At 67.1% G+C, this 22,976-nt stretch carries 21 protein-coding genes; 11 read left to right on the top strand and 10 right to left on the bottom strand.

What is annotated here, in order from left to right:
- The first annotated feature begins 370 nt into the window (after positions 1 to 370).
- Complete coding sequence (locus ACIBK4_RS46805) at positions 371 to 1,105, top strand: HAD family hydrolase (protein WP_399005662.1); 735 nt, start codon at positions 371 to 373, stop codon at positions 1,103 to 1,105.
- A gap of 8 nt (positions 1,106 to 1,113) precedes the next feature.
- Here ACIBK4_RS46805 and ACIBK4_RS46800 read toward each other — a convergent pair whose 3' ends face one another.
- A complete protein-coding gene (locus tag ACIBK4_RS46800) occupies positions 1,114 to 1,722 on the bottom strand; it encodes a DUF6886 family protein (protein ID WP_399005660.1) in 609 nt (202 codons plus the stop codon).
- A 430-nt stretch (positions 1,723 to 2,152) separates the two neighbouring features.
- On the opposite strand from ACIBK4_RS46800, the gene ACIBK4_RS46795 reads away from it, so the two are divergent.
- Positions 2,153 to 3,166, top strand: coding sequence for an EcsC family protein (locus ACIBK4_RS46795; protein WP_399005658.1), 1,014 nt, complete (start codon positions 2,153 to 2,155; stop codon positions 3,164 to 3,166).
- Positions 3,167 to 3,307: 141 nt separating this feature from the next.
- Here ACIBK4_RS46795 and ACIBK4_RS46790 read toward each other — a convergent pair whose 3' ends face one another.
- Entirely contained in the window at positions 3,308 to 4,798 is a 1,491-nt protein-coding gene (locus tag ACIBK4_RS46790) for a LacI family DNA-binding transcriptional regulator (protein WP_399005656.1), read from the bottom strand.
- A gap of 799 nt (positions 4,799 to 5,597) precedes the next feature.
- On the opposite strand from ACIBK4_RS46790, the gene ACIBK4_RS46785 reads away from it, so the two are divergent.
- The 8 genes from ACIBK4_RS46785 to ACIBK4_RS46750 are packed head-to-tail and all read left to right on the top strand — an operon-like array spanning position 5,598 to position 14,083.
- Positions 5,598 to 6,719, top strand: coding sequence for a glycosyltransferase family 4 protein (locus ACIBK4_RS46785; RefSeq protein WP_399005653.1), 1,122 nt, complete (start codon positions 5,598 to 5,600; stop codon positions 6,717 to 6,719).
- Positions 6,716 to 7,708: a D-2-hydroxyacid dehydrogenase gene (locus ACIBK4_RS46780; protein WP_399005651.1), complete on the top strand. Its 993-nt coding sequence runs from the start codon at positions 6,716 to 6,718 to the stop codon at positions 7,706 to 7,708. Before ACIBK4_RS46785 ends, ACIBK4_RS46780 begins: the two co-directional genes overlap by 4 nt.
- The gene (locus ACIBK4_RS46775) at positions 7,695 to 8,816 is read left to right on the top strand and encodes a radical SAM protein (protein ID WP_399005649.1); all 1,122 of its coding nucleotides are present in this window, start codon (positions 7,695 to 7,697) and stop codon (positions 8,814 to 8,816) included. The genes ACIBK4_RS46780 and ACIBK4_RS46775 overlap by 14 nt, the downstream gene beginning before the upstream one ends.
- On the top strand, positions 8,813 to 9,913 hold the full coding sequence (locus ACIBK4_RS46770) for a hypothetical protein (protein WP_399005647.1): 1,101 nt from the start codon (positions 8,813 to 8,815) through the stop codon (positions 9,911 to 9,913). Before ACIBK4_RS46775 ends, ACIBK4_RS46770 begins: the two co-directional genes overlap by 4 nt.
- Positions 9,914 to 9,928: 15 nt before the next feature.
- Positions 9,929 to 10,741 (top strand): radical SAM protein, encoded by an 813-nt coding sequence (locus ACIBK4_RS46765; RefSeq protein WP_399005645.1) that lies wholly within the window; start codon positions 9,929 to 9,931, stop codon positions 10,739 to 10,741.
- Between the two features lie 23 nt (positions 10,742 to 10,764).
- Positions 10,765 to 12,492, top strand: coding sequence for a carbamoyltransferase C-terminal domain-containing protein (locus tag ACIBK4_RS46760; protein ID WP_399005642.1), 1,728 nt, complete (start codon positions 10,765 to 10,767; stop codon positions 12,490 to 12,492).
- Positions 12,489 to 13,094 (top strand): HD domain-containing protein, encoded by a 606-nt coding sequence (locus tag ACIBK4_RS46755; protein WP_399005640.1) that lies wholly within the window; start codon positions 12,489 to 12,491, stop codon positions 13,092 to 13,094. Before ACIBK4_RS46760 ends, ACIBK4_RS46755 begins: the two co-directional genes overlap by 4 nt.
- A 17-nt stretch (positions 13,095 to 13,111) precedes the next feature.
- Positions 13,112 to 14,083, top strand: coding sequence for a glycosyltransferase (locus ACIBK4_RS46750; RefSeq protein WP_399005638.1), 972 nt, complete (start codon positions 13,112 to 13,114; stop codon positions 14,081 to 14,083).
- 11 nt (positions 14,084 to 14,094) lie between these two features.
- Here the strand turns inward: ACIBK4_RS46750 and gltX are convergent, their stop codons facing one another.
- The 8 genes from gltX to ACIBK4_RS46710 all read right to left on the bottom strand — a co-directional run bounded on the left by gltX (position 14,095) and on the right by ACIBK4_RS46710 (position 21,607).
- On the bottom strand, positions 14,095 to 15,462 hold the full coding sequence (gltX, locus tag ACIBK4_RS46745) for a glutamate--tRNA ligase (RefSeq protein WP_399005699.1): 1,368 nt from the start codon (positions 15,460 to 15,462) through the stop codon (positions 14,095 to 14,097).
- A 173-nt stretch (positions 15,463 to 15,635) separates the two neighbouring features.
- Positions 15,636 to 16,418, bottom strand: coding sequence for a hypothetical protein (locus ACIBK4_RS46740; protein ID WP_399005636.1), 783 nt, complete (start codon positions 16,416 to 16,418; stop codon positions 15,636 to 15,638).
- Positions 16,419 to 16,628: 210 nt separating this feature from the next.
- Positions 16,629 to 17,105 (bottom strand): GNAT family N-acetyltransferase, encoded by a 477-nt coding sequence (locus tag ACIBK4_RS46735; protein ID WP_399005634.1) that lies wholly within the window; start codon positions 17,103 to 17,105, stop codon positions 16,629 to 16,631.
- On the bottom strand, positions 17,102 to 17,953 hold the full coding sequence (locus ACIBK4_RS46730) for a hypothetical protein (RefSeq protein WP_399005632.1): 852 nt from the start codon (positions 17,951 to 17,953) through the stop codon (positions 17,102 to 17,104). Before ACIBK4_RS46730 ends, ACIBK4_RS46735 begins: the two co-directional genes overlap by 4 nt.
- Positions 17,954 to 18,566: 613 nt before the next feature.
- Positions 18,567 to 18,983 (bottom strand): hypothetical protein, encoded by a 417-nt coding sequence (locus tag ACIBK4_RS46725; protein ID WP_399005630.1) that lies wholly within the window; start codon positions 18,981 to 18,983, stop codon positions 18,567 to 18,569.
- Positions 18,984 to 19,371: 388 nt separating this feature from the next.
- Positions 19,372 to 19,785 (bottom strand): NUDIX hydrolase, encoded by a 414-nt coding sequence (locus tag ACIBK4_RS46720; RefSeq protein WP_399005628.1) that lies wholly within the window; start codon positions 19,783 to 19,785, stop codon positions 19,372 to 19,374.
- Between the two features lie 540 nt (positions 19,786 to 20,325).
- Positions 20,326 to 20,892, bottom strand: coding sequence for an ATP-binding protein (locus ACIBK4_RS46715; RefSeq protein ID WP_399005623.1), 567 nt, complete (start codon positions 20,890 to 20,892; stop codon positions 20,326 to 20,328).
- Positions 20,893 to 21,430: 538 nt separating this feature from the next.
- Positions 21,431 to 21,607, bottom strand: a complete 177-nt coding sequence (locus tag ACIBK4_RS46710; protein ID WP_399005621.1) for a hypothetical protein — start codon at positions 21,605 to 21,607, stop codon at positions 21,431 to 21,433.
- A gap of 313 nt (positions 21,608 to 21,920) precedes the next feature.
- Here ACIBK4_RS46710 and ACIBK4_RS46705 point away from each other — a divergent pair, with 313 nt between their 5' ends.
- The gene (locus ACIBK4_RS46705) at positions 21,921 to 22,874 is read left to right on the top strand and encodes a hypothetical protein (RefSeq protein WP_399005619.1); all 954 of its coding nucleotides are present in this window, start codon (positions 21,921 to 21,923) and stop codon (positions 22,872 to 22,874) included.
- Positions 22,875 to 22,976: the final 102 nt, after the last annotated feature.

Below are 22,976 nucleotides of genomic sequence, written 5' to 3'. Positions count from 1 at the left end.
CAAGCCTGCGCCCTTGGTCGCCAACTGTTAACAGAGCTGATGGCCGCGCGCCCACGACGTACTTCGCGAAACAGGCCTGACGCACATCACTGTCCCGTCCTGATCTTCCGAACGGATAGACAGAGAGGGGCATTTCACAAAGAACCGGGCGCTGAGTGAGCAGGGTTTCATCCCTCAAGTCAAGAGGTGGGCGTCGAATTACCTACGGACAGATTGTCCGCGCGAATCCTGCGCAGGCCGGAAACCAGCCCTTGTCATCCGACCGCGACCGGTAGCCAGACGCTTACGTCGACACGATGAGTGGGTGTGAACGCCCATACTCTCGCGGCCACAGGGCGGTGTCGCCTAGGCCGAAGGCAAGGAGTCAGGAATGGCTGAAGCCGAACGGTACCTCGTGTTGTGGGACATCGACCGCACGCTGCTTTACGTCGGTGAGATCGATCGGCAGGTCTACCGCGAGACCTTCGCCGAGATCGTCGGGCGCCCAGCGGAGCGACTTCCGGCCCGGGGAACCGGCCTCACCATGCCCCTCGCGATCCGATCCCTGCTCCTGCAAAACGGCGTGCCGGCATCGGACGTCCCCCAACTGCTGCCGCGCATCGTTGAACTCCTACCGCAGCGCCTCGCCGCGCATGAGGAAGGCCTGCGCGAGCAGGGCGTCCTCATGCGCGGTGCCGTGTCGGCCCTGAAGGCGGTGCATGAGCAGCCGCACTGCGTACCGACCGTCGTCACGGGGAACCTCAAGCCCAACGCGCTGTTGAAGCTCGAAGCGTTTGGCCTCGACGCCTTCCTGGACACCGGAATCGGCGGGTACTCCTCCGACGACGAGCACCGTCCCGCCCTCGTCGGCGTCGCACAGAAGCGAGCTCAGGCCAAGCTCGGGGCAACCTTCACGCGCTCCAACACCGTCGTCATCGGAGACTCACTCGAAGACGTCCGCACCGGACTTGAGGGCGGCGCTTCAGTGATCGGAATCGCGTCCGGCAAGACCACCGCCCGCGATCTGGCCTCAGCGGGAGCCGACTCGGTGCTCGACAGCCTTGAGGACGTACAGCGGCTCCTGGAGGAGATCACGACAGCGACGCGTTCTTCCGCCGAGCAGTGACCGGCCAGTCACCGTTCCAAAGCCCCTTCACCGGCGCCCGCTTGGCCGAGGAGCGTTCGTGGTCGGGCCTCGGGCCGGTGTGCGGGGTGCCCGAGGGAGTTGCGCAGCCGGATGCCGTTGAACCCGCAGGTGCTGGAGATGACGGCCTCCCAGTACGGCCACAGGACGTCCAGAACCCGCAGTTGGATGCCAGCCTCCGCGTGCAGGGCAAAGACGTTCCCGACGGGCTCGGGTGGGCCCAACGGCTCGACGGGTTCCTCTGCGACATGGGCGCGCGGGACGGGCTCCCCGATGGGGCGGAAGAGCGTGGAGTCGAACCGGTAGGCGTAGAGGCGAACGTTGCGGATCTCCTCCAACCAGTCGTACTCGATCGCGTGTACTCGCGCGCCCCCGCCCGGGCCGATGATCCGCTCGCGGTCCGACGGGGACGTGTCAGGTGTCACCCATGCCATTGCCCGAGGACATTGCTTGGGGAACCAGTAGTCGGGGGCGCGGACCGCGTCGACGGCCCAGACAAAGGCTCCCTGGTCCTTCGACGTCGGGGAGACGCGCGGGACGAAGCGGGTGATGGTGGGATCCTCGGAGAAGTGCAGTAGCTGTCCAGGTTCTGGCCGCATCGGAGCATCGTAAGTTCACTTACGCAGTGCTCGCCTTCCGTATTTCCAGGAGCGTCACTGCTGTTCACCTGGAACGAGCCACCAGGTGAACCGGTTTGGAAAGCGCTGAGCGTCACGGGCCACTATCCCGGACTGAGGAAATGATCAAGATGGAGGGCTCGTCAACAAGAGCCCTCCATCTGCCCCGGTCGTCGGCGTACGGACACCCCAACGAGGCCAAGCCTGCCCCCGCGCCCAAAAAGCAAGACCAGAATCACCAAACCGGACCGCTACTTTGCGGCAGAGGTGAGTTACTGATCCGCGGGTGGCCGGTGCAGTCGACTGCCGGTGGAGTCGACTTTGGACATCGCCCCCTGCACCGCGGCATCACCCACGTGTCGGCTGGTAGGACATCGTGGCCCCGGCGATCACAGTCGAAACGGAGAACTCAATGAGCACTCACGCCAGCCCGCTCGTCGACGGTACGACCCCGATGAACGCGTACGAGGGGCAGGTATGGGACACGCTCAACGAGCACTGGCAGCGCCGCGACAACCGCCGTGGTCTGCCGAACTGGGCGAATGCCGCGCTCGGTCGCACCGGAGAGGTCGCGGGAAACGCCGTGAGACGGGTTACGGACGCTGCGCCAGAGGCAGTCACGGAACCGATCCGTCGCGCAGGCGACGCGGTCGCCGACAAGGCCATGAGACCAGTGCTCGGAGCCGCGGCAGCATTGCTCGAATTGGTCAACGACTGGGCCATGGACCTCAACGACCCGCAGAACGTCGAGAAGCTCGCCCGCAAGCAAGGTGTCGAACTCGACCGTTTCACCGAACTACGGCAGCAGGACCTCAAGGTCTGCGACCGGCTGCTGTCCCGCAACACCCTCAGGTGGCGCACCGCCGGCGCGTTCGAAGGTGGCGCCATGGGCCTGCTGGCCATGGTCCCCGTCGCCGGTATCCCCGTCGCGATGACCGCGGACATCCTCGTCATCCAGGTCCTGAGCACGTCGATCGCATCGCGCATCGCGTACTCCTACGGCTACGACGCCAAAGACCCCGGTGAACAGATCTTCATCCAACGCCTGGTACGCCGGTCCTTCATGGCGCAGGCGGCCAAAGCCGAGCCGCTGCGTGAAACCGCACGGGCGGCGAACGCGATCAAGGGACGCATAAAGTGGTCGGAGAAGCTCCGCCAGGACCACCGTCTCCTGGCAGCCCTTGAAAAGTTGATGCAGCAGCTCGGCCCGACCGGCTCCAGGGTGCCGGTTCAAAACGTCGCCAAGGTCGTGCCGTTCGTGGGTGTCCTCATCGGTGCCGGCATGAATTCCGCGGTCCTCGGCAGGGTGGCCGCCGACGCCCAGCGGTACTGCCAGACCCGATTCCTGTGCGACAAGTACGGGCTGCCGCTGCCCGTCGCACTGGCGACCGACCGGGACGACGACCCCCAGACCGACGCCACGTAGGTGATGGCCGCTGGGTCCACAATGCGGCCTCCGCGGGTCCCCACTTGCGGGCGAACACCCGCGCCCCGTCAGGTCGTGCTTCGCCGTCGCGGCGCAACCCTTCGACCGGTGCCCTTGGGCATCGCAACAACGGGATCCGCCTCAACACCTGCGGGCTGGGCCCCGCCATCGCGATCGGCGGCAGGATACGGATCGATGGCGAGGGGATCGAGCCATGGACGCGCGTTCGCGCAGGAGATCATTGAGCACGCGCGCCGGAGACGTCGGACACAGGGCCAGTCGGGCGTCGAGCGCTGCCTCCCACTGCTCGGTCAGCCCGAGCAGCAGGCGTTTGCGCATGCCGAGGGTGACGTGGGCGTAGCGCGCCGAGACGGAGCCGTCGATGTGACCCATGCGTTGGTCCATGAGCACCTTCTCGGTACCGAGGTCCTCCATCACGGTGCGGTGGGTGTGGCGGAGACCGTGGGGTGTGAGGCCCTTGGCGATCGGGAGCCAGCAGGCGTCGGCCCGCTCATTGGCTGCGCGCCCTCGGGCCGGGACGCCGGGCCACGGCTCGCCGAGCAGCGGTACGGGGCGGGCCTGCTGCGGTGCCTTCCTCGGGTACCAGCCAGAGACCGCGGGGGTGAACAGCCAAGTCGCGAAGCCGCTTCGGCGCCAGTGAGCGGCGGGCTCCGACACCAAGCCCCCGCGTACAAACCCCAGGTCCGCGATGGCCTGCTCCACCCTCATGCGCTTGGCTTCGGTGACGCGGTCAGGGTGATTGAGGACGTTGGACACCGTGCCCGTGGAGACTTCGGCACGTAGTGCGACGTCAACGAGCTTCACGCTCTGGCGGACGCCGTAGCGAGCCGTACCCTGCCCGCGGAAGACGTAGGTCTTGCCGTGACACGGGCAGGGTTTCGGCTTCGTGTGAGCGACGTGGTTGGCGACCAAGGCCGACAGCCAGTCCATCGCGTCGATGGTGCGGTAGCTGTCGTCCTTGGGCGGGCAGCGCACCAGCTCGCCCGTGTCGAGTTCGTACAGCTGCCACTCGACGCGGACGGAGCCTGGACGGGCGAAGTCCGTTTCCAAGCCGACGATTTCGCCCCAGCGCATGCCGGTGTACCCCTTGAGGACGACGGCGACGAACTCGTCATCGCGGCCGGAGAGCAGGGCGGCCCGCTCGGCGGTCAGCAGGATGCCGAGTGCGTCGGTGACGACCTTCTCCGGGCCTCGGTCGCGGGATCGGCCGGCGCGCTTGCCGCGTCCGCGCCGTCTGGCGGCCGGGTTGGTCGTGATCAGTCCCTCGTCGATCGCGTCTTCGAGGATCAGATGGAGTGTTGAGCGCCAGGTTCTGACACTGGAGGCCGCGTAGATGGCCTTCTCTTTCTTCTCCCACAGGTCGACATCCCTGCGCACGATGTCGTCGAGCGCCTTGTCCTCGAAGTCGGGGAGCAGGTGCTCCTCGATGTGGCGCTTGTAGTTCTGCATGGTCGAGGCGGCCAGGTCCTGGGCCTCGTACCAGCGGTTCGCGTACTCGCCGAACGTCTCCTGGCCGAGTGCCAAATCGCGCCCGTCACTGCGGCGATCCTTGTTCTCGGCCGCCGCCCGTTGCGCCTCGCCCTCATCCCTGGCGATGCGGAGCGTGAGCATCTACGTCCTCCTCCCGCGTGAACTCATGACTCACGCAGGCTCTCCCCGACACTCTCAAGCCAACTCGACACGCCGGAGAAGATCACGCGAAGAGACCGAACGAGGTCACACGAAGGGTGCGGAGATCGACAGAGCAGGTTTGTCGACGCTTCCAGCCCACTCCACGCCAGCTGTACGGCGCGGTATCGGTCACGATCCCCACCCCGAACACGCGGTTCAGCTCAAGCGTGAACGCCTTTGGACTCCACCCGAGTTCGTCCCGCCAGCACCAACGGACGGTGGACGTACGGCCCGAGCAACTTCTACCACCTTGGGGCAATCGCTCGGAGCCCCGGTAACCCTCAACGGGCTTGCAAACAAGGCAAGTTGCTGTCAAGAGGTCGTCGGCGAATTCCTGTGGACACTTTGTCCGCTCGCCGCGCTCGCGTAGTGGAATCGTCTCTTCACGCTCCGTTGCACGATTCTCCGACGCGCCGCACCCCGATGCGCGTCCCAGGTGTCTCCCTGCCCGAGCCACTGTTCTCCCCCGCCTATCCCGCACTGGAGGAGTCTTCACATGGCACCCCGTACACGCAGTTCAGAGGGCCTGGTGGCCCCCGTTCCGACCAGCGAAGCTGTCTCTCTTCAGCGTCAGAGCAGTACAGAGGGAGGCGTCGGGCCGGCCACCACCACGGTCTCGCCGAAGATCGCCGTCGCACTGCATGACGGCTACTACGGGTGCACGTCAGGCACGGGTTTCAGCAACAGGGCCTTCCTTGAGGTACTCACCCGGACGCTGCCCCGAGGACGCCTCCTGGTCATGCCCGTTCGCATTCCACGCTCCGACCCCAGTTACGACCCCGCGTGGGTGGCCGAGACAGAAGGAATGCTGCGCCAGGTCGGCGCCGAGGTCGTGCCGGTTCCGGGTGGACAGGCGGCGACCGCCGCACTCGCGGGCTGCGAAGCGCTGTGCGAGCGGGTCACGGAAACCGCCCGGGAGCGCCTTGCCGACGCGCCCATGGCCCAACTGATCGGCCTGGACATCCCCTTCCTCGGGCTCGGGCCCCATCGCCGCGCCGGCGATCCGTTCAGCCTCCTTCTCCTGCCTCGGTCGACGAGCGAACTCGCCTCCCCGGAGGACCGGCGACGCATCCGTTGGGAGCACAAGGGGCTGGCAGCGGCAGTGTGTGGCGGTGCACGCGTCGCCGCCATCTCGCACCACATGCGTGGCCATCTTGAGCAGGTCTACGGTGTCCCACGGCACGCGGTGGTCGATCTCCCCAACGGTCTGCTCCTGAGCGACCACGAGGACGTGGCCCCGGCTCCGCTGCCGCCGCAAGCCGAAGCGGGGTTCCTGCTGGCCATGGGTCGGGCGGTGGAGAGCAAGGGCTTCGAGGACCTGCTGGAAGCCCTCCGCATCCTCAGCACGCAGGGCGAACGGGTGCCGCACCTCCTGCTCGCGCCCACAACGCACACGGAGACCCTGACCGGCTACCAGCGGCGACTCCAGGTGATGGTCCGCGACTACGCGATCGACGCGACGTTCTTCCTGCGGTTCTCCCCTCAGTACCGCTCGTGGCTGCGGAGCCCGGCTCTCCTGGGAGTAGTGGTGCCTTCCCGAGCCGAACCGTTCGGGCGGATCCCACTCGAAGCCTTCGCCTCGGAGGCCGCGCCAGTGGTCGCAACCCGGGCTGGCGGACTCACGGAGACCGTCATCGACGGCGTGACCGGGTTCACGGCGGAAGCCCGTGACCCCATGGGCCTCGCCCAAGCGATCAGTCGGGCGCTCCACATCAGCGCCCGAGAGCGTGAGCAGATGCGTGCGCGCGGCAGGGCACTGCTCACGGCCCGGCACGACTACGAGGCCACTATCCGCTCCTACTTGCGCCAGCACGTCCCTTGGGCGATGGTGCTCAGCGCCTCCCTGGGGAGTGGAGCGTGACAACCACCGCGCTGGTCGCCCTCAACTCCTCTTACGCCTTCTGGCAGTTATCCGACCGGCACGCCGAACAGTTACGGTCCGCCTTTCCCGACGTCCGCTTCCTGGTAGCCCACGAGCACGACTTCCCTGTCGAGATCCGTACCGCTGACGTCTATTTCGGCTGGTCCTTCGACCGGGCGTGGCTCGATACCTCCCCACGGCTCCGCTGGGCGGCCACCCCGTCCGCAGGCGTCGATCACTGGCCAGTCGCCGCGCTCGACGCTGCGGGGATCACGCTCACCCGCGGGTACGGCTACCACGGGAGGCCGATGGCCGAGCACGCGATCGGCCTGCTTCTGGGCTTCTCGCGGGGTCTGTTCACGAGTGCACGACTCCAGACCCGGTCCGCCTGGTGGAAGGACGACCTCGCCGACAGCTTCTTCGACCTGTGCGGCGAGACGCTCATGATCGTCGGCTGCGGCGCTGTCGGAATCCGCCTCGCCGAGGTGGCGCAGGCCTTCGGAATGCACGTCATAGGCGTACGACGCGGCCCCCCTCGCTACGAACACGGCGGGATCGAATGGGTGCCGGCACATCGTGTTCGTGAAGCACTCCCGCGTTCGCGCGCCGTCGTCAACCTGCTTCCCGCGACCGACGCGACGCACGGCTTCTTCAACGAGAGCACCTTCAAGGCATGCCGTCCTGGGACGGTCTTCATCAACCTCGGGCGGGCCAGCACCGTCGACCACGACGCGCTCCTCGCCGCCCTCGATCAGGGCCGGTTGGCCGGCGCCGCCCTCGACGTACAGCCGCGCAAGCCGCCCGCGCTCGACGATCCGCTCCGTCACCACCCGCAGATCGTGCTCACGCCGAAGAGCGCCGTCTTCAGCCACGCCTACATGGACCAAGCGGTCGCCTTCTTCGTCGACAACCTCCGGCTCTTCCTCGCCGACCAGCCCCTCAACGGTGCTGTCACCCCATCCAAGGGAGGGACACATGATCCCCACTGACCAGCAGTTCTCCAGGAGCGACTTGTTGCGGCGGTTCGCCGAGTCCGGTCGGAACCACCCCTATCTGGCGTTCACGCTGAACTCCATCTGCAACCTCGACTGCGTCTTCTGCAAGCCGCGGTGCATGCCCGACTACGGGCACAAGGACAAGACGCTCACGGTATCCAACTACGCGGGCATAGCGAACGAGGCGGGACTCTGGGGCATCCGCAAGGCGCACTGCTCTGGCGGGGAGCCGACGCTTCGCGCAGACATCCTGGACATCATCGGTGCGCTCTCCAGCGGGCTCGGCGACGAGGCGACCATCGGCATGACCAGCCACGGCAACCTGCGCCGCGGCCTGACCGTGGACGCGCTGCATGACGCCGGGCTCACGTACTTGAACATCAGCCTGCACAGCCTCGATCCCTCGCGGTCCTCCGAGATCATGGGCGGCGGTGACCCACGTGTCTCCCGTGCCACGATCGACCGGGCACTCGAACTCGGCCTCAAAGTCAAGATCAACTGCGTGCTTCAGCGGTCGTACCTGGACGACGCCTTCGGCGTCGCCGAACTCGCCAAGCGACTCCCCATCGCCGTACGGCTGATCGAGCTGCAGCGCATCGGGCCGGCGGAGGCCCTGTTCCCCACCGAGTTCGTGCCCGAGGCGGAGGTCCGCGAGCGCCTCCACGCCTGGTTCGAGAAGGCCGGCGAGATCTCCCGTACCGAGCTGGGTGTACGAAGCCCGGGCCAGTACCTGCGGCCGCCCGGCTGGGCGGGCTCCATCGGGTTCATCTCCAACTCCTCCTGCGCCACCTGCTCCGACGCCAACCGCATCAAGATCACACCCACCGGCATCGCCCGGCCGTGCATCCTCCACAACCGCGACATCCCCCTGAAGCCGCACCTCGCCGACGGCACCATGGCCGACGCCTACGCCCACCTCTTCCGCGCCATGCTCGAACGCGATGGCAACGAAGCCTGGCAGGGCTTCCACTACGTCGACTACGACCTGCGCTGGGACCGCATGGAGCGACCTCAGGGTGTACCCGTGCTTCCGCTTCTGCCCGTTGCCAGCAGTACGGGCGGGGGCTGCTCGCTCCGCCGGCCTGGAGGGGAGACCGAGTGACCACGACTCGCTCCACCGTGTCGTACGAACAACTCGGCGTCGTCTACGCCGAGCAGTTGGCCGCCCAGGGCGTCACCGCGAGCATGCTCACGCACAAGTGGCAGGCCGGCGACCTCATCGCACCTCACTCCGACATAGACATCCGCGTCATCCTCGACCAGAACCCCGACTCGTGGTGGGAATGGAACGAGCGGCTGGCCACCGCCCACCACCAGGCGGTACTCCTGGACCCGACCCACAGCCGACTGCTCGAACATCCGCCCGGGTTCGCGTTCACCGGCGTCGAACTCGACCGGAATCGCGTGTCACCAGCCGAGATCTCCACCTGGAGCCTGGCCGCGGGCGACGCGGTCAGGCTCCGGCAGTGGCAGTCCCACGCGCGGATGATGCCGTGGAGCCGCGCGGACGACAGGTTCTACCGCGGGATCCTCGACGCTCGGATCGGAGGCCGCTACCAACTGGACCAGGACAGCACCGACAACGTCCACCACAACCTCGACGGCTACCGAAGGCACTGCATCGCCTGGCACTACGTGGCGCCGTGCTGGTTCGCGTCGGCGGCCCTCGCCACGCGGACCCGCTGCCCCGGGAAGACCGCGGCCCTCAACGAGTGGCACCCCGGCGAACTCGAAGCCCTTGCCGAGGAAACCCTTCGCCTGTCCGCCACCGCCTCGGATCCGGGACCTTCTCCCGCGCGGCTACTGCGCTCCGCCCAGGTCGCCGTGGACGCCGTTCTGCGCCGCACACCACGCCCCAAGCCGCTCCCGGAGGAGTCGGAAGCGGAGGCAGCGGCCTGGGTCACGACCGCCGGCATGCTCCGCGTACGCGTCGCGCGCTGGATCTACTACCTGGATCCCCCGCCGGAGACCGCGACCGGCTACTTGATCGCTCGCGAGGAGAAGGAACTCCGTTCCGCCCGGAACACCCTGACCCGCCTCGCCGACCGGACTTCCGGTGACGACGCACTGCTCGTGAAAGCGATGACGGAGCTGCTGCCACCAGGCCCGACCACGGCAGGCACCCTTCGAGACCTCCTCACTCTGTGGGCTCGTCACCGCTCCGTCGTCGAAGACTTCCTCTCCGCCCACTCCACGTGACCAAAGGGGCTCTCCATGACGTCCTCCGTGCTGCCCGGTGCGCAAAGGACCCTCAAGACCGCGAAGATCAAGATCACGACCAAGTGCAACCGCCACTGCGACTTCTGTATCTTCGCCGAAGGCGGCCAGGGCGAGAACATGCCACTGGACACGTTCGAGCAGGTCCTCGACCGTCTTGGACAGATCCCGTTCCGGCAGCTGCACATCAACGGCGGAGAACCCACCGTCCACCGCGACTTCAGCGAGCTCAGCGGCCTGGCCCGTGACCGTTTCCCGGACCAGGTCATGGTGCTCGGCTCCAACGCGATCACCCTGGCCCGCAACGAACGCCTCCTTGAGGCGACCCTCGCGCACTACGACCAGGTCCTAATCGGCTGCGACGAGGAACACGACAACTACGACGAGGTCAGGGCCGTCGTCCCCGTACTCAGGGAAGCCGGAAAGACCGTCGTCATCAACAGCGTGCTGGAGGCCATCGCCCCGGACCGCCTCAGGCAACTGGCCGCCCTGTGCTCGGAGCACGGGGCGATCCATGTCACCAACCACGTCCACCACATCGACGTCGGCCAGCCGACCAACGATCTCGGCGGACTCTGCGACCGCAACGTCGACCAGCACCTCATGATCGAGGTCGACGGCGACTGTTACCGGTGCTTCAACGCCATGGCCAAGAACGACAGCGAGTTCACGGTCTGGGACGACGACTTCGCCACCAAGGTCTTCGCGCCGCGGCGTGAGCACTACGACTTCTGCCTGAAGTGCCACGAGTACAAGGACTCGGGTCTCCAGGTCGTCCCCACCCTCACCCGCCGCACGGCTTCCGTCTGACCACCCACTTCCCGGAGGTCCCCATGTCCGCAGTGCTCGGTCTGAACTTCCACCACGACACCTCCGCCTGCCTCGTCGTCGACGGCCGCATCTACGCGGCCGAGGAGGAGCGGTGGAGCGGCGTCAAACACAACCGCACCACGCGCAAGGGCATCCTCACCGCCCCCACCCATGCCCTCGACTGGTGCCTGAGGTCCGCAGGCATCACCGTCGACGACATCGAGCACGTCTGGACCCCGTCCATGCGGCCCAGCCCGCCGCACGGATCGTGGGCCTCCACGGAACAGGCCGAACTCGCCGCCCTGCTCCCCGGGGCGCTCGGACACCGACTGAAGCTCATCTCCCACCACACCGCGCACGTCCTGGCCGGTTATCTGCTCTCCGACGAGGAACACGCCGCCGGACTGGTCATCGACGCGGGAGGGTCCGCCCTCGGCACCGACATCGCGTCGGGACGCGAACGGATCACCGGCTACGACCTGAGGCCGGATAGCATCGACCGCATCCACCAGGTCGCACCGGCCATCGCCCCCAGCCCGTCCGGACCTGTGCGGACCCACCCGTCCCTCGGCCACTTCTACCGCAACCTCGCGCTTCGGGTGATTCCGCCGGGCAACGAAGTCGAGGGCAGCATGATGGCCCTGGCCGCGTTCGGTGATGCAGACCGCTACTACAAGGAACTCCGCGACCTCGTCCATCTCGGCGAGCAGGGACACGTGTACATCGCGGCGCCATGGGGCTCGTACGACGCCGACGCCCCACTCGGGATCGAAGGCACCGTCTGGACCGCGCGGTCCGCCGACTCGAAGCCGCTGGACGCCCGCGCCGACATGGCCGCGGCTGCACAGCGGGTCTTCGCCGAGGCGGTCATCCACGTGGCCCGTCACCTGCGCCGTCTCACGGCCGCCCGCACTCTGGTCTTCTCCGGCGGATGCGCCCTGAACTCCCATCTCAACGGCACGCTCGCCGAGGAGTCCGGCTTCGAGAACCTGTTCGTCGCCCCGACGCCGCACGACGCCGGCACCGCGGTCGGCGCCGCCCTCTACGCCTGGAACTACGTTCTCGGGCACCCCCTCCTGCCGACACCCGAGGACGCCGACTGGGGCCCGCTCCCCGGCCCCCTGCCCGACGGACCGCTCGCGGGCGGCTACCGCAGCGTCTCCGGCCTCGGTGAGCGGCTGATCCCCACCGTCGCCGCGCTCCTCGCTGACCACCACGTCGTCGGCTGGGTGCGGGGCGGCATGGAGTTCGGGCCGAGGGCCCTCGGCCACCGCTCGATCCTCGCCCACCCCGGCGAGGCTGCGACCAAGACCCGCCTGAACGCCCTCAAACAGCGGGCCGACTTCCGCCCGTTGGCGCCCCTGGCACTCGTTGAGGAAGCCGATGCGTGGTTCCTCGGCGTCGGCGACCCGTTCATGAACCGCGTCGTCCACGCCCGGCACTGCAAGTCCGACCGGATGCCGGCAGTTGTCCACCACGACGGAACCGCCCGTCTCCAGACCGTGAGTCGAGGGCACTCCGGAGTCCGCCCGCTGCTGGAGGAGTTCCACCGGCTCACGGGAGTGCCCGTGCTCCTCAACACCTCCCTGAACTTCAAGGGGGCGCCCATCCTCCGTACCGCCGAGCAGGCCGTCGACGCCGCGGTCGCACTCGGCCTGGACGCCCTGGTCGTCGAGGACACGCTGGTCCTGGCCCCGCACGTGCGGATCGAGACAGCCCTGTCGGCCGCTTCCGGAACGGATCGCACATGACCAACATCCCGTCCGTGACGTACGAACTCGGCCTTGACGACTGGCCACAGCACGAACGCGGGCGAGGCCAGCGCGCGACAACCCTCGCCACAGCGATCTACGCCGGTCACGTCCGAGATCAGGGCACGCCCTACATCAACCACCCGGTCCGCGTCGTGACCATCCTGAGGAACGAACTCGGCGTCACCGAACCCGATCTGCTCATCCTGGGCCTGCTGCACGACGCGCTGGAAATCTCCCCGTCGGCCGAGCCCCTCATCGACTCCGGCCTGGGCGGAGCCTTCGCGCAGCGGCTGCGCTCCATGACGCCCGACCACCGTCTGGAGCAGCGCCCCAAGCGGCCACGGGACGCTGACGCCTGGCACGACAAGATCTGCGCCCTCGGTCCGGACGAACTGCTCGTCCGCCTCGCCGACCGCATCGACAACCTGCGCGACCTGCGGCACTCACCGAATCCGGGCCGCCGGGAGCGATTCCTCGACAGCCTGGCCCGCACCTACCTGCCGCTCGCTGAGGAATCCCGCGCCGCAGGTGCGCGGCTGCGGGCCACGTTCGAACTGCTCTCCACTGAGTACGAGCAGCAGCGGGGGGCGGCTACGTGAGGCCGGTCGTCCACTCCATGTCGCCACAGGGCCGCACCGGAGGCCGCGTCTACCTCCGTATGATCCACGAGGCCCTGGCCGACCGGATCGACTGGCGTACGGTGCCGGACTACAAGCGCACCTACGCCGTCCGTCGAGGACGGAAGCTGCGCCATCTCGCCCGCCTCGCACCTCACATCCGCGCTCTCAGGGCAGAGCCGGGCATGTTCCTGTGGGACGACCTCAGCGTCCTGTGGTTCACCCCGGAAATGCGGGCCCGGACCGTCTTCGTCTTCCACCACTACGAACCGTTGCAGTTCGACTCCTGGCCCCTCGAACCGCTGCTGTGGCAGAGGCTCTTCTCGGTCCTGGCCCAGTGCCGCTCGGTCGTGTGCGTGGCCCCGTACTGGGCGGCGTTCCTCCGGGACCGCGGGGTGGACAACGCCGAGGTCATCCACAACGCCTTCGACCTCGTCGAGATCGACAAGGTGCGCGCTATGGACAGGGAGGAGTGCAAGGCCCGGCTCGGCCTTCCGCAGGACGGGATCTCGGTATACGCGGGCAAAGCCGTGCACTGGAAGGGCATCGACACGGTTGCCGCCGCCATCCGGGATGTGCCAGGACTCCATCTCGTGACCACCGGCAGCAACACCGTCGGCTCCCCGGGACGCCACTTCGACCTACCCCGCCCTCAGTACCTCCAGCTGCTGCGGGCCTGCGACGTCGGGGTGTTCATACCGCGCATGAAGGAAGGGTGGAGCCGTTGCGCCGCGGAGGCGCTGCTCCTCGGCATGCCCTGTCTCATCGACCCGATCGCCGGCCTCGGTGACCTCGCGGACCTCACCGGCCAGCCGAGCCCGGACCCACGTCGACTGGCCCAGCAAATACGGGAACGGGCGGAGCCGTCGCCGGACGAGCAGAAGATCGTCTACGAGACGCTGGCCCGCTTCGACACGACGTACTTCCGCGACGCCTGGTCCCGCCTCCTCGCACAGGCGACGGGACCTTGATCACGGGGTGATCAGCCGGCGAGTTTCGCCAGGGCCGCGTCGATCCGGGCCAGCGCGCGGTCCTTGCCGAGGACCTCCAGGGACTCGAAGAGGGGCAGGCCGACCGTGCGGCCCGTGACGGCGACACGCACCGGGGCCTGGGCCTTGCCCAGCTTCAGGCTGTGCTCCTCGCCGGCTGCCAGGACCGCCTCCTTGAGGGACTCGGGGCTGGTCCAGTCGGCCGTCTCCAGCTTGGCGCGGGCCGTGGTCAGGAGGGCCGCCGGGTCGCCCTTCATCGCCTTGTCCCAGGACGCCTCGTCCTCCACCGGCTCCTTCAGGAACAGGAAGTCGACGTTGGCCGTGATGTCCGACAGGACGGCCACACGGGTCTGGGCGTGGGGGGCGATCGCCTCCCACGCGGCCTGGTCGAAGTCCTCGGGCGCCCAGTTGGCGAACGGGGCGCGCAGCCACGGCTCGCAGGCCTCGATGAACTTCTCCACCGGCAGGGCGCGGATGTACTCGCCGTTGAACGCTGTCAGCTTCTTGATGTCGAAGAAGGCCGGGGAGGTGTTCACGTCCTCGACGCGGAACTTCTGCTCCAACTCCTCGTACGGCAGGAGCTCGACGTCGTCGCCGGGGCCCCAGCCGAGCAGCATCAAATAATTGGTCATCGCCTCGGGCAGGAAGCCCTCGGCGAGGTAGTCCTCAAGAGCCACCTTGTCGCGGCGCTTGGACAGCTTCTGCCGCTTCTCGTTCACGATCACCGGAAGGTGCGCCCACACCGGGGGCTTCGCGCCGAGAGCCTCCCACAGCAGCTGCTGCTTCGGCGTGTTCGACAGGTGCTCGTCGCCACGGATGACCAGGGTGATCCCCTCGTCGAGGTCGTCGACGACGTTGGCGATCAGGAAGACCGGCGAGCCGTCGCCGCGGGCGATGACGAAGTCCTCGATCGCCGAGTTCGGGAAGGACGGTTCACCGCGGATCAGGTCCACGACGACCGTCTCACCCTCGGTGGGCGTGCTGAACCGCAACGCCCGGCCCTCGACGTACTCTAGGCCCCGGTCCCGACAGAAACCGTCGTAGCCGAGGTGCTGGGAACCGGTCCGCTCCTGTACTTGCTCGCGGGTGCAGTCGCAGTAGTACGCGCGGCCCTGGGCGTAGAGCTGCTGCGCGGCCTCGCTGTGCCGGTCAGCGTTCTGCGACTGGAAGTAGGGGCCCTCGAACGCGGGGTCGTCCTTGGAGATCCCGATGGACGCGAGCGCGCTGATGATCCCGTCGATCCACTCGGGCTTGTTGCGGGCCGCGTCAGTGTCCTCGATGCGCAGGACGAACTTGCCTCCCGACTGTCGTGCGACGGCCCAGTTGTAGAGAGCCGACCGGGCCCCGCCAACGTGGAACATTCCAGTCGGGGACGGGGCGAAACGCACGCGTGTGGAGGCTGTAGACATGCTCGTAAGCCTACCGATTCCCAACGGCTGCTCGACCGTACCTGTCGGAGCGTCTCGCCGCTCTTCCCCGGGGATCCCGTGCGCTACAAGATCCCTCCACGCACCGCGAACGAGCCCGTGCGTGTTCAGTCTGGGACTGATCGACGGCGACGTTCGCATACGTGCCAGGCTGTGGCCTCGCTGACTCCGAACACGGCGCCGAGCTGGGCGTACGTTGCCCCACTCTGCTCACGCATCCGCGCGAGATCAGCTTCCTGTTCGCCGGTGAGCGCATGCCGTCCGCCTCGTCCGGTGGCCAGCACAGGGGGCGGATCGGTGAGGTGCCGCCAGGTCGCCCCCTGTACGGCCGCGCGAACCGTCGCGTACTCCAGATGAAACTTGTCAGCGAGTGATCGCAGGGAAGCACCGTCGGCATGCGCACGCCTCATCTCCCCCACTGTCGCCGCAGTCAGGAGCACGCCTGGGCGGCGCGGCGCCACGGAGAGTTCCTCGGGCGCCTGCTCATCGACATGTGCCCAGGTGACACTGCGGATCGCATCATGAACGGTGTTGTAGGGAAGGCCGTTTCTCGTGGCGAGATAGCGCACCGACGCGCCACCGGCGTGCTCGCTCCTCAGACGACGCACATGATCTTCATTCAGAACGATGGGGCTGGGATGATCTGGATCAGCAGGCTGGGGCCGGCTGAGCGGCGGCGGATCGGCCACCCGACGCCAGGTGGCGCCGTAGACCGCCTTCGAGAGTGCCCTGCTGCTCACACCAATCACACGCGCAAGATGATCCACTGAAGCGCCGTTTCGCACCTGCCGCCGGGCATCACGCACCAACTCCGCCGTGAGCACCCTTCTACCGCCAAGGTGGTCCAGCCCTTGGCCATCAGGGTGCCCTTCCGAAGTACGTGGCAACACGTGAACACTCCCCACTCCCAACAACCTCGCAATGGCAGGCCGACCTCGGGCTGCGGCAGCATCGCCGTGGAGAGCGATGTACGGCCCGGAGTCTCCGGCGTGGCCAGATGCACGCGCAGACAACGCCTACGAGCGTGCTCTGACCGTATCCGTGTCCTGCCCATGGTCAGCCACCCTGCTGCTCGTGATGGACGCGTCTGCCGACGCCCCTTAGGACATCGAATCGCACGAGGCGAAGTGCCGGATGTACATGACGGCCCCTCCAGAGCGACCAGTGCAGGTGAAGCCGGACTTGATCAGCACCCGCCCGGAGGCGTGGTTGTCAGGGTGGTGCTTGGCGTCAACCGAAGCCAGGCCGAGGGTGGAGGATGCGAAGTTGAGCACGAGCCCCACCGCCTTGGTGGCGTACCCATGCCCCCACGCGTCGTGCCGGATGATGTAGCTGAGCGCCGCCGATGTCCGGTCAGGGCGCAGCCTGATCACGCCGACCAGGTCGTTGGCGTGATCGATGCCGAAGCAGTACAACGTCCTTGTAGTCGCATGACGTTCGACTGCGTGATCAGCCAGCCAGGAGGCAGCGTTCTGGGCGGTCATGGCCAACCGCGGCAGGTACCGTACGGAGGCGTCGCCGTAGATGCGCTGGACCGCAGGCGCGTCGCCCAGGGTCAGCTCGCGCAGCGAGATCACACCTCGACCTTGAGCAGGAGCTCGGCCAACTCGTCGGCTGTGGGTCGGTCCTCTGGTACGGCGGAGAGCACCGTCCGAAGGGCATCCTGGAACTCGGGCCATACCGCCGGCGTCAAGGGGACACGGCCGGTCGCGATGGCATTCCGTACGCCGTCGGGACCTGCAGCCTGCCGGTCGATGCCCGCGGCCTTGTAGTCCAGCGGCCACCCTCCTGCGGCACAGGTCCACAGAACCCCTGCCAGTGCGTATGTGTCACTGCGGCGCGTTGGCGTCACCGGACCGTCTTCACGCGCGACAGCGGCAGCGAGTTCCGGGGCCATGAGGTGAACGATGCCACCGCGAAAGCCGTTCACCGGCTCCTGGCCCTCATGCCAAGACCAGGCGAAGTCGATCAAACGGACGCCCTCTGGGGTGTGGACACCGTGGGAGGGCTGGAGATCAGCGTGAATCCATCCGGAGGCATGCAGGTTGGCGACCGATCTGCACAGATCAGCACCGCCACGAAGAGCCGCCTCACGGCCGCCTGTACCTTCGCGGACGGGAGTGAAGACCTTCCACGTGGAAGGACCACTGAACCAGGGTGTGACGAGCCACGAACCGCCGTCGTACGAACCAGAGACTGCCCCGTAAACGGAGTGGTCCATAGCGGCCAGGGCAGCCGCCTCGCGCAGCGTGACAACCGCGCCGTCGTCGTACCCGATCTTCACCGCGGCCGTGCCCGCGGGGCCGATTACCTTCCAAACCGCGGAGCCCCGCCGGTTGGTCAGTTCCTTCAGCTCGACGGTGCCGCCGCAGGCGGCTTCTGCGGCTGCGAGGGCCTCACGGGGACAGGGAGGGAACGCGACCATGCCTTTACCGCCTGCCAATCGTGTGGGAGTTGCTCGAAGACGTCACGCCCATCGTCTACCGCGACGGAGAGCGCATCCGCGAGATCGGGCGTTTCCTTCAGGAACCGAGGGTCCCGGGTCCGTACGGCAGGGCGTACCGGGAGGAACGAGCACGGCGGAGGCGGGATCGGGCAGCCTTCTCGGTCGAGCCGCTCCTCGCCTCTCTGGAACTTCCCGAACATGACTCCGACGGGCCCGTACAGGTTCTTCAGTGCCCAGTGCGGCCACGCCATCAACTCGCGGTGATCGACTCCGTCGATGTCTCCCAGGATCACGACGTTCTCACACACGAGAGCGCCCCGAGGACGAGCCGCGAGCGGACGGACCCACTCCGCGGCCTGCACGCCCGCATGGAACAGGCCAGCCTCAACAGACTCTGGATCGCTGCCAGCGATCTCGTACACCGTCCACGCCGTCAGGCCATGCCGCAAGGAAGGCGCGAGGTACGGGCAGTGAGCCGACACCGATTCCGTGTAGTCCGCGATGTCCACGGTGCACGGACTCGTGGTGCGCGCCTCGACGAGGCGGAGCGCCCCGGCGGGGGACCGGGGCGCTCCTGTACCGGGGCCGGTCGTCATCCGGCCGTGGCCTCCGAGATCTTCGGCGCCACGTCGCCGCCGTCGCCGGGGATGGGGCTGCAGTCCCACTCCGCCCACACCTCACCGGTCTCGCGATAGCGTGCCAGGGCCCGTACGTCGAGCACCCCCTCGGCGTTCGTGAACCACACCTCGGGCAGCTGGCCGAACATCTCTTCGTAGGCGTCAACCCAGGAGATCCGGCCGTATCCGGTGTTCTCGACGTGGTTGATCAGCCGACCAACGTTCACCGTGCAGAACGCCGCGTACTCGGGGTCGTTCAGAAGCCGGTGCCACTCCGCGTCGATTGCGGCCGAGAACATCTCGGGCGCGACCTGGTCAGCGTCGAACTGCCGGACCGAGACCTGGAAGAACTTGCCCAGCTCGATCCTCTCGGGGATCTGCACAGCGGTCACGCTGAAGTCCTCTCATCTGGCTGTAGCGAAATTGGATTGGGCGCCGGAAACCCCTCGGGGATGGCTCCCGGTATCGGTTCACGCCCGCCGGGCAGCCCTTCGCGGGGCTCGGCGCGGCGCGTGCTGCTGTACCAACCGGACGGATGGGAACACCGCCTGGATGATCGGCAACTCGCTTGGCAGAAACCCTTCCAGTTCGCAGACCCAGTGCGCAGACAGCTTGTCCGCGCCGTTCTGCCGCGAGGAGTCTTGACATGCCTTCACGTTGCGCTAAGCGGCACAACTCGCCTTGCCTATGCAGAAGTTGGCGGCTTTCCAGTCACTCAATGACAGCCGCTCAATCTGCTCACACGGGCCATCCGGCGCGCTTCGGCGGAGGGTTGGCGAGCTAACGAGTCATGACCTGGTCAAGGTAGTGCTGGACCGGACCGTAGAGGCCGTACGGGACATACTGCGGGATCTCCGAGAGCGAGCACCACGCCAGGTCGGCCAGCTCATCGGGAGCAGCGACATGCGCCGTCCCCGAGACGACCTCGCAGGCCGTATAGGACATATACCTCTGCGTCTTCGGATGGACGCGACTCCCGAGCAACTTTAGCGCCTTCACCTCCAGGCCCGTCTCCTCGCGTGTCTCGCGGACGGCAGCGTCCTCTTCGGTTTCGCCAGGCTCGACTTTGCCTGCGGGGAACTGCCAGGAGAGTTGCCCTTCGTTCACCCGCCGTCGCACCAGAAGGACGTGCTCCTCGCTGACGATGACCGCTGCGGCGATGGCCAGGTGGTCGGCGTTGGCCTGTTGCGTCACGTGGCTCCTCCAGGACTGCCCGGACGGGCTGGAAGATGCTACTCACTGGGATGAGAAGCGTGACCGATATGTTCGGCACTCACATCACATTTGCGTTCTCGACGACGTCGCTATAAGTAACCACGCCAGGGAGGAACTCGTAGAAGAAGTAGTCGCATTGGGCGGCCGTTACAGGGGGAGCCTGGCGTCAACGTTACGGAAGACGCGCAGCCCGCCAGACTCGTTCAACGTCTCCCGCACAGCAGCACGGTCCAGATGAACGTCCCGTTTGATCACTCCGGCTGGAGAGTGCCTCGTGATCCCGAGGGTTCGTTCATCGCGGCGGCATACCGGCAGGCCCTCGCCGAACCTGTGCACCGCTACTCCCCGGGACGCACCCTCGGGCTCTTGGTGCTGCTCGATCAGCGCGGGCACGAGCCGTCTGGCGGCCACACGAGGCTTCGGCTGTCGACGAGCGCCGACTTACGGCGCCGGCAAGGCGCGCCCAATCCGTGGCGCCATCCAAGCCCGCTGCGAGGTCGGCCATTTCAGCACCCGGCCTCAGGCAGCTTGATGCCGCTCCCCAGCAGTTGCTGGGACGAACGACGCCCGCACGTTGGCCGAGGTGGCCGAGTGGGCCTGGCGATCAGTTCGACGCACGGCAGCTGCACCCGTATGAGGTGAGGACGGAACATCCGCGGAGTTGCTATCCAAGCCGTCGATCGAAGGCTCCGGCGTGATCTCGAACCATGTCGTCTTGCCAGGGGGTTCCGGCTGCATTCCCCAGGCGTCTGCCAAGGCATCAACGAGCAGGAGGCCCCGCCCGCTCTCGTCGTTCGGCCCAGCCTCACCAGCGCTCGGCAGCGATGGATCGGTGTCCGTGACTTCGACACGAAGCCGTTCGTCGGTTCGCGTCACTGCGACGTCGCACGGAGCGGCTGAGTACAGGACGGCGTTTGCGATCACCTCGCTCGCCAGCAACTCGACGGTCTTCAGCATTTCTTCCGACATCGGGAGACCCAAGTTCTGGGCCAGTGCGGCGACTTGGCGGCGTGCAGACGGGACAGCGTCGACAGCAGCCGCAACCGTGAATCCGTACGTCGGACGTTCGGGATTGCAACGCGCCATGACGAGAACCTCACCTTGGTAGCGACCTCAGTGAACGGAAGCCTTCCATCCGACAAGAGCTGTGCGAGGACAGTCTGTCCGTAGGCACCAGGCAAGACGCCTTGACACTTCGGCGTGCGCGAACAGCTCCACCGGCCAATCCTCGTGCGGAAGCTCGACCGGTACGGGACCGGGGCCCTATGGAGCAGCACCACGATGTCGAGGTCAGACGTCGCCATGCGGCGGCCCGTCACAGCGCTGGCTCCTAGGAGTGCCGCCCGAGCGCCAGGAGGGTGCTCCTCTACAACGGCACGTGCAGCATCAATCGCATCCGTACAGCAACTATCCGCACCCTGCCCGTAGTTGTGTACGGGGTTTCTTCGTCCGCACCATCTGTGACACCGGTTGCCCGCCGCCATTCACCCTCAAGCGCCGATCGGGCCGTGATGAGGCTGAGCGGCTGGAACACCCACGACGAGAGTCCGGCGGAACTCTCGCGCCATGCCGAGGGGCAACGCCAGCAGCAGGCAACCGGTGATTCACAGACCTTGAGGGCGTTCTAGGAATCCTGTCGCGTCCCCGGCGTGAACCCCGCTTCGGTCAACAGCGAGATCTCGTAGCCGCCGTCGCCCGATACGAGCGAGTCGCTCTCCCAGTGCAGCTCAACCTCGCCCAAGCCCTTGTTCCGGACGAGCCAGTCGTAGTTCTTCAGTGCGGTGATCGTTTCTTCGGTCATGAGACCGAGGCTACTGAACTGGCCATCCAGCCGCCGGTGTTCACCTGGAACGACACCCGGGCACCCCCGGAAGAGGCGCACACCCGATCGAGGGAAGTTTAGGGCCGCCTCCCCGACTCGTGCCGCTTGCTCCGATAGCCTCCTGCCCGGCAAGCCGCGTACTGCCGCTCACCACCGCTTCCGGGCCCACGCCGTACCGGATACGGACGGTCAAGGTCTTTCGAGGCCCGCGTCCCCAGAACTCCATTCGTCGTGTCAGCGGCAGTCGTATGAGCCGGTCCGGGGGCGTGGCCCGGTCGGCAGGGGATACGCCATGCCGAAGCATCAGTCCACCGCCGCCCAGGCCGCACGCAAGGACGCCCGCGGCGGCGTCAAGTACACCTCCGCTCTCCGTGCCCGTGAGGCGAAGACGATCGCCACACCTGATGTCCATGTCCTGCAATTCCTGGCCGAACGGTCAGGGAACCTGTACCAGCTCGTGGGCGGGATCGCGGCGGCCCTGGCGCACAGAGAGCAGCGCGTGCTCGTACTGAAGGAAGCCAGCGATAGTTGGACATGGAACTTCGGCCGCCGTGGCCGTAGGAAGCCGGAGCCGGCTACTCCGCCGGAGCCGGAGACCACCCCGGTATGGGCGTCGGCCTCGGGCTCGGGCACGCTGGTGACCCACACCTGTGTATGGGAGACCCGAGGGCCAGCGAGCAATCGGGGCTTTCCAGAGCGGGATCGGAGCCTGCTGGAGACGACCGTGCACGATGCGCGCTCCGACTACGACGTGATCGTTCTTCTGCCGTACCGCGGGTGGGCCTACCCCAACCGGGAGATTGCCACGGCGTTTGTCGCCATCGGAGAAGTGGACGACTTCCCGCACACCGACTGCCGCGTCATGCTGCCCGGGACCCTTGAAGAGCAGGGCGTGCCCCTCAGCCCCGAGCAGTGCTCCGCCGTCCTGCGCGAGCGCTGCCTGTCCTTTCTCTTCAACCACCTGGCCGTTCCCGTTGACGGACTGATCTGGCAGTTGAACTGGAAACTGCCTGTAGACGCAAAGTACTTGGCGGCCGTCGACTGCGACATGGACCGCGCCGGACTGCACACCCTCGGCTGGACGACCCAGGACAGGCCCGCCCTGCACCAGCAGTTGCCTGAGGCTCACCAGCTCCAGGATCCGGACTTCGTCCAGCCGTATCAGCAGATCGCAGCACGTCTTCGACGATCGCTCGACAGCCGCCCCGCCGTTACGTCCATGGCTGGTCGGTCGTCGAACTCGTAGAGCCGGCACGGGCCCTACGATGCGCGAGTGGCGCCGTACGCACAGGAGCCACTCTGCGTGGGCGTCGCCCGCGTCCCAGCGATGTCACTGCAGTTCGACGTG

Origin of the sequence: Streptomyces sp. NPDC050528, from assembly GCF_044457795.1 — a bacterium.
Lineage (GTDB): Bacteria > Actinomycetota > Actinomycetes > Streptomycetales > Streptomycetaceae > Streptomyces.
This window is presented reverse-complemented; position numbering and strand designations above follow the sequence as displayed.